This is a genomic window from Psychrobacter sp. JB193, from assembly GCF_002285555.1.
Lineage (GTDB): Bacteria > Pseudomonadota > Gammaproteobacteria > Pseudomonadales > Moraxellaceae > Psychrobacter > Psychrobacter alimentarius.
The window spans coordinates 950,139-966,652 of the sequence record NZ_NRGY01000001.1; the positions used below are offsets into that span (position 1 = coordinate 950,139).

The 16,514-nt window shown below is 42.9% G+C and carries 14 protein-coding genes, 2 tRNA genes and 1 rRNA gene; 2 read left to right on the forward strand and 15 right to left on the reverse strand.

All coding sequences use genetic code 11. The annotated features are described in order from the left end of the window. Window positions 1-56 precede the first annotated feature (56 nt). From CIK80_RS04050 to rlmJ, 10 genes are all read right to left on the reverse strand, one after another. Window positions 57-132: transfer RNA gene (locus CIK80_RS04050), tRNA-Ala, on the reverse strand. Window positions 133-139: 7 nt separating this feature from the next. Then, window positions 140-216: transfer RNA gene (locus CIK80_RS04055), tRNA-Ile, on the reverse strand. Window positions 217-290: 74 nt separating this feature from the next. Beyond that, window positions 291-1,829, reverse strand: a 16S ribosomal RNA gene (locus tag CIK80_RS04060). 839 nt (window positions 1,830-2,668) lie between these two features. Continuing rightward, entirely contained in the window at window positions 2,669-3,571 is a 903-nt protein-coding gene (cyoE, locus tag CIK80_RS04065; protein WP_095568965.1) for a heme o synthase, read from the reverse strand. A gap of 161 nt (window positions 3,572-3,732) precedes the next feature. Then, window positions 3,733-4,332 carry a cytochrome o ubiquinol oxidase subunit IV gene (gene cyoD, locus CIK80_RS04070; RefSeq protein ID WP_084387242.1) on the reverse strand — a complete coding sequence of 200 codons (600 nt, stop codon included), beginning with the start codon at window positions 4,330-4,332 and terminating at the stop codon, window positions 3,733-3,735. Continuing rightward, entirely contained in the window at window positions 4,329-5,036 is a 708-nt protein-coding gene (gene cyoC, locus CIK80_RS04075; protein ID WP_257011681.1) for a cytochrome o ubiquinol oxidase subunit III, read from the reverse strand. The genes cyoD and cyoC overlap by 4 nt, the downstream gene beginning before the upstream one ends. Further along, window positions 5,033-7,036: a cytochrome o ubiquinol oxidase subunit I gene (gene cyoB, locus CIK80_RS04080; protein ID WP_228139896.1), complete on the reverse strand. Its 2,004-nt coding sequence runs from the start codon at window positions 7,034-7,036 to the stop codon at window positions 5,033-5,035. The genes cyoC and cyoB overlap by 4 nt, the downstream gene beginning before the upstream one ends. 14 nt (window positions 7,037-7,050) lie before the next feature. Then, window positions 7,051-8,082 (reverse strand): ubiquinol oxidase subunit II, encoded by a 1,032-nt coding sequence (cyoA, locus tag CIK80_RS04085; protein ID WP_084387241.1) that lies wholly within the window; start codon window positions 8,080-8,082, stop codon window positions 7,051-7,053. An 894-nt stretch (window positions 8,083-8,976) separates the two neighbouring features. Next, a complete protein-coding gene (gene pssA / locus CIK80_RS04090; RefSeq protein ID WP_257011682.1) occupies window positions 8,977-9,873 on the reverse strand; it encodes a CDP-diacylglycerol--serine O-phosphatidyltransferase in 897 nt (298 codons plus the stop codon). 42 nt (window positions 9,874-9,915) lie between these two features. Continuing rightward, the gene (rlmJ, locus tag CIK80_RS04095) at window positions 9,916-10,791 is read right to left on the reverse strand and encodes a 23S rRNA (adenine(2030)-N(6))-methyltransferase RlmJ (RefSeq protein WP_095568966.1); all 876 of its coding nucleotides are present in this window, start codon (window positions 10,789-10,791) and stop codon (window positions 9,916-9,918) included. 141 nt (window positions 10,792-10,932) lie between these two features. Here rlmJ and CIK80_RS04100 point away from each other — a divergent pair, with 141 nt between their 5' ends. Then, window positions 10,933-11,688 carry a 2OG-Fe(II) oxygenase gene (locus CIK80_RS04100; RefSeq protein WP_095568967.1) on the forward strand — a complete coding sequence of 252 codons (756 nt, stop codon included), beginning with the start codon at window positions 10,933-10,935 and terminating at the stop codon, window positions 11,686-11,688. 51 nt (window positions 11,689-11,739) lie between these two features. Then, window positions 11,740-12,957 (forward strand): succinyl-diaminopimelate desuccinylase, encoded by a 1,218-nt coding sequence (gene dapE / locus CIK80_RS04105; RefSeq protein WP_095568968.1) that lies wholly within the window; start codon window positions 11,740-11,742, stop codon window positions 12,955-12,957. Window positions 12,958-13,103: 146 nt separating this feature from the next. Here the strand turns inward: dapE and CIK80_RS04110 are convergent, their stop codons facing one another. The 5 genes from CIK80_RS04110 to CIK80_RS04130 all read right to left on the reverse strand — a co-directional run bounded on the left by CIK80_RS04110 (window position 13,104) and on the right by CIK80_RS04130 (window position 16,503). Then, on the reverse strand, window positions 13,104-13,316 hold the full coding sequence (locus CIK80_RS04110; protein WP_095568969.1) for a hypothetical protein: 213 nt from the start codon (window positions 13,314-13,316) through the stop codon (window positions 13,104-13,106). Between the two features lie 239 nt (window positions 13,317-13,555). Further along, window positions 13,556-14,041 carry a GyrI-like domain-containing protein gene (locus tag CIK80_RS04115; protein WP_095568970.1) on the reverse strand — a complete coding sequence of 162 codons (486 nt, stop codon included), beginning with the start codon at window positions 14,039-14,041 and terminating at the stop codon, window positions 13,556-13,558. Window positions 14,042-14,105: 64 nt separating this feature from the next. Further along, entirely contained in the window at window positions 14,106-14,315 is a 210-nt protein-coding gene (gene iscX / locus CIK80_RS04120) for a Fe-S cluster assembly protein IscX (RefSeq protein WP_021812734.1), read from the reverse strand. Between the two features lie 118 nt (window positions 14,316-14,433). Continuing rightward, on the reverse strand, window positions 14,434-14,982 hold the full coding sequence (locus CIK80_RS04125) for an acyl-CoA thioesterase (RefSeq protein ID WP_095568971.1): 549 nt from the start codon (window positions 14,980-14,982) through the stop codon (window positions 14,434-14,436). Between the two features lie 135 nt (window positions 14,983-15,117). Further along, a complete protein-coding gene (locus CIK80_RS04130) occupies window positions 15,118-16,503 on the reverse strand; it encodes an NAD(P)(+) transhydrogenase (Re/Si-specific) subunit beta (protein WP_179288348.1) in 1,386 nt (461 codons plus the stop codon). Between the last annotated feature and the right edge of the window lie 11 nt (window positions 16,504-16,514).

A 16,514-nucleotide genomic window follows, 5' to 3' on the forward strand; every position in this document is an offset into this window, starting at 1 on the left:
TTATTTCTATTTAATACCTATTTTATTTATTCGCACTCTAAGCTTAACTAAAGTAGTGGTGGAGCCAAACGGAGTCGAACCGTTGACCTCCTGCGTGCAAGGCAGGCGCTCTACCAACTGAGCTATGGCCCCATATAAATGGTGGGTCTAAGTGGACTTGAACCACTGACCCCCGCGTTATCAACACGGTGCTCTAACCAGCTGAGCTACAGACCCAATACGTTCGCTAAAACGTAAGCTTAAACTAAAGAACAACTTGTTGTGAATTCTTGCTGACCGAATGCTGTCTATAAGGAGGTGATCCAGCCGCAGGTTCCCCTACGGCTACCTTGTTACGACTTCACCCCAGTCATCAACCACACCGTGGTGATCGCCTTCCTTACGGTTAGGCTAACCACTTCTGGTGCAATCAACTCCCATGGTGTGACGGGCGGTGTGTACAAGGCCCGGGAACGTATTCACCGCGGCATTCTGATCCGCGATTACTAGCGATTCCTACTTCATGGAGTCGAGTTGCAGACTCCAATCTGGACTACGATAGGCTTTTTGAGATTCGCATCACATCGCTGTGTAGCTGCCCTCTGTACCTACCATTGTAGCACGTGTGTAGCCCTGGTCGTAAGGGCCATGATGACTTGACGTCGTCCCCGCCTTCCTCCAGTTTGTCACTGGCAGTATCCTTAGAGTTCCCGGCTTAACCCGCTGGTAACTAAGGACAAGGGTTGCGCTCGTTGCGGGACTTAACCCAACATCTCACGACACGAGCTGACGACAGCCATGCAGCACCTGTATTCTAATTCCCGAAGGCACTCCCGCATCTCTGCAGGATTCTAGATATGTCAAGACCAGGTAAGGTTCTTCGCGTTGCATCGAATTAAACCACATGCTCCACCGCTTGTGCGGGCCCCCGTCAATTCATTTGAGTTTTAACCTTGCGGCCGTACTCCCCAGGCGGTCTACTTATTGCGTTAGCTGCGTCACTAAGTCCTCAAGGGACCCAACGACTAGTAGACATCGTTTACGGCGTGGACTACCAGGGTATCTAATCCTGTTTGCTACCCACGCTTTCGAGCCTCAGTGTCAGTATGATGCCAGAAGGCTGCCTTCGCCATCGGTATTCCTCCAGATCTCTACGCATTTCACCGCTACACCTGGAATTCTACCTTCCTCTCACCTACTCTAGCCTGACAGTATCAGATGCAGTTCCCAGGTTAAGCCCGGGGATTTCACATCTGACTTATCAAGCCACCTACGCTCGCTTTACGCCCAGTAATTCCGATTAACGCTTGCACCCTCTGTATTACCGCGGCTGCTGGCACAGAGTTAGCCGGTGCTTATTCTGCAGCTAATGTCATCGTCTCCGGGTATTAACCGAAGAGTCTTCTTCACTGCTTAAAGTGCTTTACAACCAAAAGGCCTTCTTCACACACGCGGCATGGCTGGATCAGGGTTTCCCCCATTGTCCAATATTCCCCACTGCTGCCTCCCGTAGGAGTCCGGGCCGTGTCTCAGTCCCGGTGTGGCTGATCATCCTCTCAGACCAGCTACAGATCGTCGCCATGGTAGGCCTTTACCCCACCATCTAGCTAATCCGACTTAGGCTCATCTAATAGCGAGAGCAACAAGTTGCCCCCTTTCTCCCGTAGGTCGTATGCGGTATTAATTCGAGTTTCCCCGAGCTATCCCCCACTACTAGGTAGATTCCTAAGTATTACTCACCCGTCCGCCGCTCGTCATCTTCTAGCAAGCTAGAAATGTTACCGCTCGACTTGCATGTGTTAAGCCTGCCGCCAGCGTTCAATCTGAGCCATGATCAAACTCTTCAGTTTAATCTATCTGAAGCCTTTACCTATAAATAGGAAGATGACTTCTAATCTTGGCTCATTTATCTAGCAAATCGCTTAAAATTATGTTCGTAATGAATTAACTTTGAGTTTTTCTGCTGAGTAAATGATAATTTTTATAGTTAGAATTAACTCCCGAAAAGAAATCAAAACCAACTTTATTTTTTAGCATTCTATGTCAGCAAAAATCCACACAAGTTGTTCTTTAGTTGTGCTTTTAAATAGTGTCTCTTCACTGTCGTCCAGTTAAAGAGTGATATAACTAATAACTAAGCAATGTGCTTATCGTTATTAGCGAGCCGACTATCATATCATGTTTTAATAGACTGTCAAGCTTCTTTTTTAATTCGTTTCAATAAGTTAGCTCGCTAATTTTAGTGATTACTCACTCAGTTATTAACTGCTTTGCCTTAATGAGGTGCGTATTATAGACGCTTTATTCTTAGTGTCAAGGGTTTATTTTAAGTTTGTTTGAATGACCTGAATCAATCAGATATCCAACTAACCTTCCCTTTCGACTGGGTGGCATTATACGGGGTTTTATCTTGTTAGCAAGCGCTTATTCGAGTTAATTGTTGATTTATCCTACCTCATTTTGAATACTAGATATTTTTCAATGAGTTATAGATTTTAATAGGTTGGCTTATTTATAAGAAAGCGGGTTTAATAGGTAAATATCTCTTATAAGATCAATGGACATAAAAAAAGCCACTATACATGCTAGTGGCTTTTTGATGGTATTCATTAACAATATTTAAGATTGGAGCTACAATGGTTCCAGCTTTTGGAATCATGACTGCTGAACTGTCTACAACCAATCAACTCTATACGTAATCAATCGCCATCATCAAACATAATGCCATCATGATGATAATGGATAGTCCAAAGATTTTATACGCCCATTTTATCTGTTGTTGAACTTGGTCTTGTTCGCTATCGAACTTAATCGGTTTCATGGCGATAAACAGCCAATAGCCTGATAACAATAGATGAACTCCCAAATACCAATAGCCAGTTGCATTTAACGCTGTGAGCAAACTACCCACAATTAAGAAAAGAGCAATAGTGATGGCAATATGCCACTGGGTTGTTCTAAACGAGTGCTTGACTGGTAGTACAGGAATACTGGCTGCGCTGTAGTCCTTTTTGCGAAACACAGCAATGGCATACGCATGCGGCATCTGCCAAATGGCAAACATCGCAAATAGCACCCAATACACACCATCAATAGAAGGCGTCAGCGCGGCATAACCAATCACTGGAGGAATAGCACCAGAGAAGCTGCCAATAAACGTACCCCAAACGGATTGACGTTTGAAATACAGACTATAAAATCCGACATAAACGACATAGCCGAACAAAGCCGAATATAGAGCCAATGGCGTGGTCGCTGCTAGACATAATACACCAATGCCCAGTAGCACAATCGCATAAAGTATCGCATGCGCAATAGAGAGCTCGCCTGTGACCAAAACGCGATCACAAGTTCGCTCCATCTTTGAGTCGATATCACGGTCGATGATGTTATTAATCACACAACCAGAAGCTATGACGGTTAAGGTCCCGATCAAGACCTGAAGCAATACCAGCCAATCGGGGTTGCCTTTAGCGGCTAAAAAATAGCCACCCAACACGGTGATAGCATTACCAAAGACGATGCCAGGTTTTATCACCTGAACAAGCGGTTGTTTGGCAACATCGAGTTTTAACTGTGCAAGTTTATTCATGATTATCCATCAGTTAATATCGTCAAATACCTTAATTACATCGGTAAAATATTACCATCTAGAACAATGATGAGTCCTCAACCAGCGACCCATCATTGGGGCATTTGCGATAGCTTACATACGCCAAATTAATAGCGCAGATAATAACGGCAGTGACTGCCCTACTGTTGCATTCCAGGCATGTCTGAATGATCAGACATATCTGAGTGATCTTCTTGCGTGGTAGCAGGATTACCCTGCGTATGAGGTTGATACGTATCTGGTAGATTTAACCTATCCTCAAAACCTTCAAGCTCACGGTCTAATCGAGGTGTACCATCTGCATTGGTAGGCATTTGCATAGGCATCTCTTCGTCCATACCCATACCCATGTCCATATTCATATCTTGACCCATGCCAGGCATCATGTGTTCGTTAGCGTTGTGCATGATCCATAAAGAACCGACCATGACAATCGCAACCACAAACAACGTGAACAAAAAGCTATAAAGCGTATTGCGCTGCTCAGGGCTAAAGTCCATATGCAAAAAGAAGTAAACTTGTACAAAAACCTGTACAGCTGCAAAGATACCAATCATCCAAATTGCACTGGTCCCTGACATTGTACCGCTCATTATTAGCCAAAACGGAATGACCGTTAAGACTGCCGATAGTACAAAGCCGGTAAGGTAACTCTTTTTACTACCATGACTGCTCTGACCGTGGCTGACATCCCCATGTGCATGAGCCTGCTGAGCTGCATGCAAATTCTCATTTTTCATAATGCCACTCCTACTAGATACACTAGTGAAAAGACGCAAATCCACACGATATCCAAAAAGTGCCAGAACAGACTTAGACATCTTAAACGCGTCATCATACGCTCAGAAAGACCAAATTTGTTTAACTGGAACAGCGTAAAGAATAACCAGCAGATACCGACTGTTACGTGGATACCATGCAAACCGACTAAGCTAAAGAAGCTCGATAAGAAAGCACTGCGATCAGGTCCAAAGCCTTCGACAATCAGGTGATGGAATTCATAGATCTCCATCCCAATGAAACCCATGCCGAATAATGCAGTAATAATCAGCCAAGTCTTAAGCTTTGCCATGTTGTTCTGATAAGCACCAAGCATAGCAAAACCAAAAGTAATACTACTGATTAGTAGCAAGAAGGTCTCAACTAAAACAAACTTAAGGTCGAAAATATCTTTAGGACCTGGACCATCTGCCACACCAACATTCAACACTGCATAAGTGGCAAAAAACGTCGCAAACAAAATCAAGTCGGTCATTAAATAAATAAAGAAACCCAAGACTTTATTGCCCTGTGCGTCCAAATGGTCTGGATGGTGCGGGTCACTATGGTTAAAGTAATCTATATTGCCTTTATTATGATCATCAGACGGCAACAACTCCTCACCGTTGTCGTCTGGCAAATTACTATTTACTTCTTGTTTATTCATACTTTCGGTACCACTCATAATCCGTCTCCTGCGTGTGCCGTACGAAGACGCTCATAGTAAGCATTTTCAACTTTTTCAATTTCATGAACCGGTACGATATAATCGATATCACGTTTATTGGCTTCACGAATAACAAAGAAAATCATGACGAAGAAAGACACTATTACTAACCACCAGATATGCCAAACAAAAGCAAAACCAAAGACAAAGGTCAGCAGACCAATAATCACACCAGAATCTGTATTTTTAGGCATATGTATTGGGCTGTAGTAATTAGGCGCTTTGTCTGACGTCCAACCACTGTCTTTCAGATAAGCTAAGGCATCAAGATCGTTAATGACCGGCAACTGAGCAAAGTTATAAAACGGTGCAGGTGACGGTGTGCTCCACTCCAAAGTACGACCATTCCAAGGATCACCACTAACATCAGCAAGACGTTTACGGTCGCGATAGCTGACATAGAACATCATCAACTGGCTGAAAATACCGAACATGATAATAAAAGCACCAACAGCAGCAATGATTAACCAGAACTGCCATGAATCATTAGCATAATGGTTGGTACGGCGTGTCATACCTAAGAAACCTAGAACATATAGCGGCATGAAGGCTGTGAAGAAACCAATGATCCAGCCCCAAAAAGCGCGTTTGCCCCATTTTTCGTCCAAACGATAGCCAAACATCTTCGGCCACCAGAATGCAATGCCTGCAAAATAACCAAATACCGCACCACCAATGATGGTGTTATGGAAATGCGCAATCAAGAACAGACTGTTATGCAACACATAATCAATACCAGGAACCGCTAGCATAACGCCTGTCATACCACCAACCGTAAAGGTAATGATAAAACCAATGGTCCACATAATCGGGGTACCAAAAATAATCTTGCCGCGATACATGGTAAACAGCCAGTTAAAGACCTTAACCCCTGTAGGAATGGCAATAATCATGGTGGTAATACCAAAGAAGGCATTAACATTGGCGCCTGAGCCCATCGTGAAGAAGTGATGCAACCAAACGATGAAACTTAAAACAGCAATGACGAGAATGGCATAAACCATACTGACGTAGCCAAACAGTTTTTTCTGCGAGAAAGTCGATATGACTTCTGAGAAAATACCAAAAGCTGGTAATACCAAGATATAAACTTCTGGGTGACCCCAAATCCAAATCAGGTTGATATACATCATGACGTTGCCGCCAGCATCATTGGTAAAGAAGTGCATACCAAAGTAGCGATCAAGCGTCAGCATAATTAACGTTGCGGTTAATACTGGGAAAGCGGCAACGATCAAGATATTGGTACAAAGTGCTGACCAAGTAAAAATAGGCATATGCATCAGATTCATGCCAGGGGCACGCATCTTTAAGATAGTTACTAAGAAGTTGACACCCGTCAGCAACGTTCCTAATCCTGATAACTGCAAGGCCCAGATATAATAATCCACCCCCACTGTCGGACTGAAGTTTAGCTCTGATAATGGTGGATAAGCCAACCAGCCTGTCGCGGCAAAGTCGCCAACTACTAGCGAGACGTTGACCAATAGAGCACCGGTAACGAATAGCCAAAATGACAATGAGTTTAGGAACGGAAAGGCCACATCACGTGCGCCAATCTGTAAAGGTACAATCGCATTCATTAGTCCTACAACCAATGGCATAGCGACGAAGAAAATCATGATCACGCCGTGGGCCGTGAAAATCTGATCATAGTGATGCGGAGGCAAATATCCTGTCTCAGGATAGTTGGCCAGCATCTGATGGGTACGCATCATAATGGCATCACTGAAACCGCGTAGTAACATAACGATGGCTACAACGATATACATGATACCAATTTTTTTATGGTCAACTGAGGTTAGCCAGTCATGCCAAAGTGTACCCCAAAGCTTCTTTTTGGTTAGAAAAACTAAAACCGCTAGCCCAGCCAAGGCCATCATACCACCAGCCATCATAATGATAGGCTCATGGTAAGGTATTGCCTCGAGGGACAATCTACCGAGTATTGCTTCCATAGTCGCCTCTCCTATTAGTGAGCGTCATCTTCTTGCGCATCATCTTTATTTGATGGCGCTGCTGGGTTGATACTACCTTCACCATCCTCCTTCAAATCAGACTCTATACCTTCTACCACAGCGACTTCATTATCACGCTGGTTGACTTCATTTGGCGCTACAAACTGATTTTGTTGTTTGGTATCTGAACCATACTGATTCACAATATAATCAAACATATTAGGTTGCGTCGATTTGAAGTATTCGATGGCATGGTTCTCTGATGGTTTCGCTAATTCTTCATAGACAGCGGTATCAAGAACTTTATTGTCCTCAGCTTTAACTTTGGCTACCCAATTATCAAAACCTTGATTGTCAACAGCATGAACCAAGAACTTCATATCTGAAAAACCAGGACCACTATAGTTAGAAGATAGCCCATTATAGATACCTGGTTCATTGGCAACTAAATGTAGCTGCGTTACCATGCTTGACATGGCATAAATTTGGCCACCAAGTCTCGGAATGAAGAATGAGTTCATGACTGAATCAGAGGTAATCTTAAAGCTAACTGGTCGATCTACAGGCATATAAAGCTCATTGACGACGGCAATATCTTGCTCTGGGTAGATAAACAACCATTTCCAGTTTTGCGCCACAACTTGAATCACAAGCGGTGGATTTTCGCTTGTCGTCTCTAGCGGCTTATAAGGATCGAGTGCGTGGGTACTTTTCCACGTAATCACAGCCAAGATAGCAATAATAATAATGGGGATAGTCCACATTACTATTTCAATCCAAGTGTTGTGTGACCACTGCGGATCGAAGTCTTTATCAGCATCTGGTCTATCCGCACGATAGCGGTAGGTAAACCAGACTGTCATGACGATGACTGGTATAACCACAATCAACATCAAGATAGTAGTAACAATGAGAAGCTCTTTAGTTTGCACGCCAACTTCGCCTTTGGGATCTAATATCCCTGTATCACAGGCGGTCAGGAGCAAGCTGCTTATCAAGACTACTAAGTTGGCTTTGAGCCAGATTGGTAATTTGAAAAACGTCATGCCTTGTTAACCTTATATTCGGTTAGTCTTATTAACATTTGCCAAGTTTTAGAGACACCCAGTAACTGTTACAATCTCATAGCGGACATCAGAGAAATGACACTGGACTTTGACCTTATTCATACTCTTAACTTAGCAAAGAAAATATACGGCAATTCTAACGCTGTAAAGAGTGCAAACAAGGTCAATAGATTGCAACAATAACCGATAATGTAAATCTCAACGTTCATCTACCTAATCAAATAAGTAACACAGGATTAAAAAACAGTAGCAGTTATGCTCTGTTTTTTAATCCTGTGAGATTGGGAATTGGTAAATCGATTTACTAAGAGGGTATCAATAATTCAGAAAAGCTTACTCCAATGTTAAATTTTGTCTGAATGCCAGAACAATATTACACACAATATACAAGGTATAAAACCTTCAGAAGCAAGCTCATCTAATTCACACACACTATACGCCTCTTTTTTTAAAAAGCACTACCTGCAACAAAATAGAAATAAAAAAACATGTTTTCACTATTCAAAAGCTATAAATTGAGCTTGAAATTTTTTTATTTTTGAGTATGAGAGGGAATGAAGATAGCGTAGAGAGGTTTTATGAGTCAATGGAGATTGGGATAGTATATATAAAACGAGGGGGATAAGTTTAGCTGTTCGGCTCACGAAAGCGACGAACAACTGAGGCTAGCAGAAAGTAAAATGAAGGATGTTTATATTCAATAAGAGGGATATAAAGCTTATATAGACAAGGGTTATAAACATACAAAACTTCGTGTCTTACATCTTTATGAGACATATTGCACTCAATAGGCAATATGTCTCATTATAAAATTATTCATTTAGTATCAACTATAGATATTAAAGAATATATCTGTATAAGCATTAAGCCAGGTTAGAGACGCATACGTAAAGTGGTGACAATACCTGACAACGCATAAATAACCCCAATGGCTAAGATACCTACTGGTATATCATATAGCACGATACTCATTACCAGCACACCGACGATCAGAACCACAAAAGGAACTTTCTTTTTGTCGAATTCTTTAAAACTGTAGTACTTAACATTGCTGACCATTAACAAACCACAAGTCACTACCCAAGCGGCAAACAACAACATGATTGCCGTATCATATTGCCCTATCCATTCATTATGATCAATGGCAACCATCACTGCAGACGTGACTAAAATAGCAGCAAGCGGGCTGGCCAAACCAACAAAATATTTTTTATCAACGATACCAACCTGCACATTGAACCGTGCCAAACGGAATGCCGCGCAAGCAGTAAAGACAAAGGCACAACCGATACCGATACGACCTAATGACTGCAGGGCAAAACTATAAATCAAGATAGCGGGTGCCACACCGAATGCTAACATATCCGCCAGTGAATCATATTGCTCGCCAAAAGGACTTTGTGCATTCAGCATCCGCGCAACGCGACCATCTGCACCATCCAAAATGGCAGACAAAAAGATGGCTAGCGAGGCTTTATAAAACTCGCCTTGCGTACTCGCCAAGATCGAGTAAAAGCCTGACAGTAGAGACAAGGTCGTAATCAAATTGGGCGCTAAATAAACGCCGCGGCTGACCACTCGCTTGCCTTCCGCGACTTCTGCTTCAATCACCTCAAAGGTCAAGCCATCATAACTGTCATTATCCGCTAGGCGAATATTGAACTCATGCTCGTCGACGAAGGGCGGCTGGGTGGCCGCACTGTCTTGTAACAATCCATCGTTTAACGGTGTATTATCTGATTGGTTGCTTGGTGGCTGCTTGTTAGTCATCTCAATATCCTTATTACCAACATGGCGTCATTGCTAGCATGGTTACTCGCCGACCAGCCAGCGCACATTAGTCGCACTATCAGGCGTTAAATCTGGTGCATCTGCTACCTTTAATGCAGGCTGTAAAAAGCGTAATATTTCACGCGCATGATTGTCAAATTGCCAAGGCGGATTGATAACCAATAAACCCGTGCCGTTCAGACCTACTGCTACATCGTTTGGATAAATGTTTAGCTCACACACTAGCTGGCGACGCATTTCGGTACGCTTAAGCTTTTTATAAAACAGCTCAACCGCTTCCATATTCTTAATAGGGAACCAAAGCGCATACGTGCCTTGAGGCCATTTGTTATAAGCAGCGACTAATAGATTGATGAGACGCGTGAAATCCTTATGCTCTTGCTCATAAGGGGGATCAAGAAAGATCAAGCCACGTTTTTCTTTTGGTGGAATAACGGCCGTAATCCCTTCAAAAGCATCTCGATGTTGAATGCCGATTGGCAACTTATGTAGTTGATAATTTAGTGCATCATATTCGGTGGCCTTGGCTTCAAATGCCTCACCACGGACGCCTACCTCAGGATTTTTTTCAATATGATGAGCAACCCACCAAGGAGAACCAGGATACACTTTGCTGTCATAAGTGAACCTGGCTTGCTTAATGCCTTCCATGTAATCTTTGACAGCAGCTGGTGCCTTTTCGATATCTGCTTGCAATAAAGCTTGGATACCACCTTTGGCTTCTCCTGTCTTGCGCGCTTCTTCACTGCTCAGTGAATACAGTCCACGACCGCCATAAGCGTCAAGCACATAAAAAGGTTTGTTTTTCTGCCCCAATTGATTGAGCAGTTGTACCAATAAAATGTGTTTAACCACATCAGCAAAGTTACCAGCGTGGTAGGCGTGTTTATAGTTCATAATCTCAAAAGTTTAAATAAGAAAAATTGCATCTATGGTAGCATAGGCAGAGTAAAAGATAATGTGGTTTTAGTAAGTGCTTTCAATAAAAACAGCCTAATTGACGGTATATTGACAGCTGATTGATAAGAATGAGATGAAATGACGAAGATTATTAGCAATCTTGACGTGACAGACATCGTGGCCCAGAATCCGATCGGTCAGGACAACCCGCCATTATTGTTTCCGCATGGCCACAATGATACTGAGCAACCGCCAACCCAAGAGGTATTGCAGTCAGCAGATTTCGATATAAATTGGCAAGACAATCTCACCGATACGCAGCTTGATACATTTGTTAATGATGGATGGATGATCATTGACGATGTGTTTGAGACTAAGGCGCTGCTTGCCTTGCAGGTAGAGAGCGGTTTTGTAGATTATCGTGATGCAGAGCTGACCGCGGGCGTCCGCGTCAGTGATATTCGCGGTGATAAAATCCGCTGGATTACTGAGAACTTCTTTGCTGGCTATTATTACTTGCAAAGTATCAATGCCCTTGCCTCCTTATTCAATCGTAGCTTGTTCGCCGGTATTCGCCATAGTGAAGCACATTATGCCTGCTATCCAATTGGTTTTGGCTATCAGTGGCACAGTGACAATCCTGCTGGACGTGATGAACGCGTTATTTCAGCCGTTTTTTATCTCAATGATGACTGGGAACCTACTGACGGCGGCGCACTAGAAGTTGTTGATAAACATGGCTTTCATCATGAAGTGATGCCAGTTGCCAATAGACTCATCATCTTCGATAGCGATCTACGACATCAAGTGCAAACAGCCCACCGTCAGCGCTATTCTATTGCCACTTGGATGCGCCGAGATGGTTTGGTCCCATTTGTGGAAGAAAACAATTAAATCATTTTCAACTTTAACTCTAAATATTGACTTTATATAAAAGGTTTATTCATGTCTGATGCAAACACTCAATCTAACCCTCATCAACAGACGACTCACCAACAAGCGACGCTAGATTTGAGCATCGAATTGCTCGAACGCCCTTCAGTGACACCAGACGATGATGGTTGCCAAGATATATTGTCGGCACGATTAGAGCAAGCGGGCTTTGACTGTGAGTTTATGTACTTTGGTGATAGAAAACAAAGCGGCGAACATGCCGAAGTCAAAAACTTATGGGCACGCCGTGGCACGACTGACCCCGTCATTTGCTTTGCTGGTCATACTGACGTAGTACCCACAGGTAATGAAAGCCATTGGACGTATCCACCTTTTACCCCAACCATCCAAGATGGATATCTATGGGCACGCGGGGCCGCTGATATGAAAACTGGCATTGCAGCGTTTACCATCGCAGCCGAACGCTTCGTGCAAAACCATCCTGAGCATAATGGCTCTATTGCTTTTTTAATCACTTCTGATGAAGAAGGGCCGTCAGTCAATGGCACAGTGAAAGTCGTTGAAACCTTAGAAGCGCGTAATGAGAAAATCACTTACTGTCTTGTTGGTGAGCCATCAAGTACCGACACGCTTGGCGACATTATCAAAAACGGTCGCCGTGGCTCATTGGGCGCGGTACTTACGGTCACGGGCAAGCAAGGTCATGTCGCTTATCCGCATCTGGCCTCTAACCCTATCCATGCCACCATGTCAGCCTTGACAGAATTGACGGCTGCTACGTGGGATGAGGGCAATGACTATTTCCCAGCGACGTCTTTGCAAATATCAAATATCAATGGCGGTACGGGCGCAACCAACGTCATTCCTGAAACCTTAGAGGTGGTCTTTAACTTTCGCTTCTCAACGGAAACCACAGAAGATGCGCTAAAAGCAAAAACGCACGCTATCTTTGATAAATACTTTGCGGATAGTAAGGCCAGTTACGACATTAATTGGAAGTTATCCGGTCAGCCATTCTTGACACCTGAAGGTAAATTGGTTTCAGCCTGTCAAAAAGCCATCAAAACCGTAACCGATGTCGATACCACACTATCCACCTCTGGCGGTACATCAGATGGACGTTTTATCGCGCCAACAGGTGCACAAGTTGTGGAGCTTGGTGTACGTAATGCGACGATTCATCAGGTTGATGAAAAAGTAGAAGTGGATGACTTAGGAAGACTTGCGCAGATTTATGAAGGGATTTTAGAGAATTTGTTGTTGAATTAATGGTACTAATCTCAATCGTATAAGATTAAAAAAAGCGCCTTCTCATATAGATAGAAGGCGCTTTTTTCTTATTTTCAATTGCTAAAAACCGTATATTTGAGTGATATGTCGATAATTTCTTGGAGATTAAATGAATTAAGAATGCTCTAAAGATTGATACCTTGATCGGCCGGAAGGTCTTCAAGTTTTTGCTGTATGTTGATTAGCTCTGCTTGGAAAGCGTCGACTTTATTATTCATGTCTTCCTCATCTTCGCTAAGCATACCTTCTGTTCTGAAATCCTCTACATCCAATACGCGTCCACGCAGTGCATTCTTAATTATTCCTAACTCGTAAACTGAAATATTATCATCGTCCATTTTTGCTATCCATCTTTAACGTCTTTGAGAACCTTCTCATATAGACATACTACTGAATATACTGTAAAACGGAAAAGGCTGAGTAAGTTTTCGTAATCTTAAACCAGTGATTTTTCGATAACCGAATATTTAGTTTAGAAGTGATTGAGTCATTGATAAATAAGATCACCATATCATCAACGCATACTGTACCTCTAAAAAAAACTCTTGTAGTTTAATTTATAGGCAGCTTACTATCTCTATTCAATACCGATATAAAGATCCACTTGACCGTACTCTAGATTACCATCGATATAACGCTCAAAATCCACATTAAACGTTCGAGTATGCTCACAGTCTGCCGCATTGAAATATTCCCAAGCTTTTTCCCAAGCATTCATGACCGTATTGGGCATATTGCCCTGCTCAGAGAATACTAAATACTTGCCAGCAGGAATCTCTACCGCAACTACATTATCTGTTGACGCTACTCCCTCTTGCTCATTAGTCGTCTGCCAACCAGCGACCACATCAAAAGCACCGACTAAATCATCACTTTCATAGTTATGATAGATACCATAAATGTCCTCGCCTTCAGGAAGTTGACCTGCATGATTTTGATAAAACTTTTGCCATAATCTACCCAGCTTGGCGGTCTCATAGCTAATCTCAGCGTTGTTGGTCGTACGTACGCTAATGCCACTGCAAGCTATCGCTTCTGATAACTCTTTAATTTGTGATGTCATGATGCGGCCTTTTTAATTTATTTATTGAATTTTTATGGATGGCAACGTTAAAAAACCGAAACGATTAGTCGGCTTCATCGATCCAATTCATTTGAATGGCTTCTAAGATGCCTTCATTTGATTTTTGCGGATCATCATCAAAACCTTCAAGCTCAGTCACCCAGCGATGCAAATCTGTAAAGCGTATGTATTGCGGATCTGTCTCTGGAAATTTTTCATAAAGCTCAATCGCGATGTCTAAGCTGTCTGTCCATTTTAGTTTTTGCGGGGTCATAGTGGCTCCTTAATGGTTAATCATTTTTATAAAATATCAGTCGTTTTTATAAAACCATGTTATCGACTTAATAGGCTCTATCCTACCAAAATTTGCCCGATGATTATAGGTGCGTTATTTATACACTCACCTTTGATTTGGATGATTTTATAGCTACTTGATGTGTATTCCATGTGCTAATGACATCTGTAAGTTGCTCTCCCTGCATGTCTAGCACTTCTGGCGTTTGCAGCTTTCCTTTTTTACCTTTCAAAACAAATTTAGTCATACCAACGCTCATGAGTTGGTTTTTCACGAAGAAGCGATGTTCAAAATAGATGTATTTGTGATCCCAGCCAGCCAGTACGCTATTGACTGTCATCTTACTCAAAAATTTGATTTCTTTTAGATAGACCATCTCTTGCATAGCAATTACCCAACCTAAAGATTGAATACCTTTTTGATGACAGCATGCCATCAGCCAGCGAGTGACGTTTAATTCAATAAAAGACAGATAACGATAATTGGGCAGATGATCACGAAAGCCCATGTCATGTGGTAAAACTCGATAATGGCGGGTGGTTGGTGCAATCAAGGTCTCTAGACTGAGCGTCTCACTCGCTGATTGCTGCTTTAACTGTTGCTTGAGCAAACTGATCATAATAAAAAAACGCAGTAGCATATTCATAAATAAATCTCTTATCACATTGTATTTGGACTGGGTGATCGCCTATATAAAGCAATGGGAGCGTAAACGTCGCACACTTTAACGCAAAAAAAGCCACCATAGTGACTTTTTCTATTTAAGAACATGCGCTAAGCGTTAGTGACCGCCGCCATTGACACTACGCACCATCTCTTCTACCATTTTTTTGGCATCACCGAAGATCATCATGGTTTTATCCATATAGAATAAGCTGTTGTCTAAGCCTGCGTAGCCTGTACTCATTGAGCGCTTAATAACCATAACGGTTTGGGCTTTGCTGACTTCTAGAATTGGCATACCAAAGATGGGTGACGCTGGATCGTCTTTGGCAGACGGGTTTACGACATCGTTTGCACCAATGACTAAGACCACATCGGTACTCGCGAAGTCTGAATTGATTTCATCCATCTCTAAAATGTCATCATAGGGTACATCCGCTTCCGCCAATAGCACGTTCATATGACCTGGCATACGACCAGCGACTGGGTGAATCGCAAAGCGCACATTCACGCCTTCTTCTTTTAATAACTCGTATAGCTCTTTGACCGCATTTTGTGCGCGGCCTTGTGCCATACCATAACCTGGTACAATCACTACGCTACTGGCATTGGCCATTAAGAAACCAGCATCTTCTGCTGAGCCTGCTTTGTAATTTTTCGGTGCGCCCTCATCGCCACCTGCTGTGACGGCTGAGGTTCCCATACCGCCAAACAAGACATTCAATAATGAGCGGTTCATGGCTTTACACATGATATAAGATAAGATTGCCCCTGATGAACCAACGAGTGAGCCTGCGATAATCAACATCGAGTTGCCAAGCGTAAAACCAATGCCAGCCGCCGCCCAACCAGAAAATGAGTTCAACAGAGATACAACCACTGGCATGTCACCGCCACCAATAGGCGCAATCCACATCCAACCGAATATGACTGCAATCATTGCCATGGCATAAAAAGCGGGCAATGAATCTGTGACGAAATACACGCCGCCAAAACCAATCATCGCAATGAATAATAGCGCTTGAACGGGTTTTACCCAGCCGCCGACCAAGGTTTTCGCCCAGCTTTTTGCTGCCAGTTTACCAAAAGCAAAGACCGAGGCTGAAAAAGTAATCGCACCGATAAAGCAGCCGATAAATAACTCTACCCGAGCCACTGCACCATGTTGCTGCTCAGTATGTAATACCGTCGCAAGTGCAATCGCAACCGCGGCCAGACCGACAAATGAATGCATCAACGCAACTGTTTCTGGCATTTGGGTCATTGCGACTGTTTTTGCCTTCCACATACCGACAAGCGCACCTAAAATCATCGCTCCGATGATTAACCAAAGGACAGGGCCTTCTGCCAAAAAGAACGTCGTCACAACGGCAATCGCCATCGCTGCCATACCAAAACGGTTACCACGAACGGCGGTCTTTGGACTAGATAAGCCACGTAAGGTTAAGACAAAAAGAATGGCACCAACCAAGTAGAACCAATCTGCATTTGCTGCGATCAGCATTGATAAATCAT

Coding starts and splice junctions, on each gene's coding strand:
- cyoE (WP_095568965.1), bottom strand. CDS start 3,571: ATGAATAAACTTGCACAGTTAAAACTCGATGTTGCCAAACAACCGCTT.
- cyoD (WP_084387242.1), bottom strand. CDS start 4,332: ATGAAAAATGAGAATTTGCATGCAGCTCAGCAGGCTCATGCACATGGG.
- cyoC (WP_257011681.1), bottom strand. CDS start 5,036: ATGAGTGGTACCGAAAGTATGAATAAACAAGAAGTAAATAGTAATTTG.
- cyoB (WP_228139896.1), bottom strand. CDS start 7,036: ATGGAAGCAATACTCGGTAGATTGTCCCTCGAGGCAATACCTTACCAT.
- cyoA (WP_084387241.1), bottom strand. CDS start 8,082: ATGACGTTTTTCAAATTACCAATCTGGCTCAAAGCCAACTTAGTAGTC.
- pssA (WP_257011682.1), bottom strand. CDS start 9,873: ATGACTAACAAGCAGCCACCAAGCAACCAATCAGATAATACACCGTTA.
- rlmJ (WP_095568966.1), bottom strand. CDS start 10,791: ATGAACTATAAACACGCCTACCACGCTGGTAACTTTGCTGATGTGGTT.
- CIK80_RS04100 (WP_095568967.1), top strand. CDS start 10,933: ATGACGAAGATTATTAGCAATCTTGACGTGACAGACATCGTGGCCCAG.
- dapE (WP_095568968.1), top strand. CDS start 11,740: ATGTCTGATGCAAACACTCAATCTAACCCTCATCAACAGACGACTCAC.
- CIK80_RS04110 (WP_095568969.1), bottom strand. CDS start 13,316: ATGGACGATGATAATATTTCAGTTTACGAGTTAGGAATAATTAAGAAT.
- CIK80_RS04115 (WP_095568970.1), bottom strand. CDS start 14,041: ATGACATCACAAATTAAAGAGTTATCAGAAGCGATAGCTTGCAGTGGC.
- iscX (WP_021812734.1), bottom strand. CDS start 14,315: ATGACCCCGCAAAAACTAAAATGGACAGACAGCTTAGACATCGCGATT.
- CIK80_RS04125 (WP_095568971.1), bottom strand. CDS start 14,982: ATGAATATGCTACTGCGTTTTTTTATTATGATCAGTTTGCTCAAGCAA.
- CIK80_RS04130 (WP_179288348.1), bottom strand. CDS start 16,503: ATGCTGATCGCAGCAAATGCAGATTGGTTCTACTTGGTTGGTGCCATT.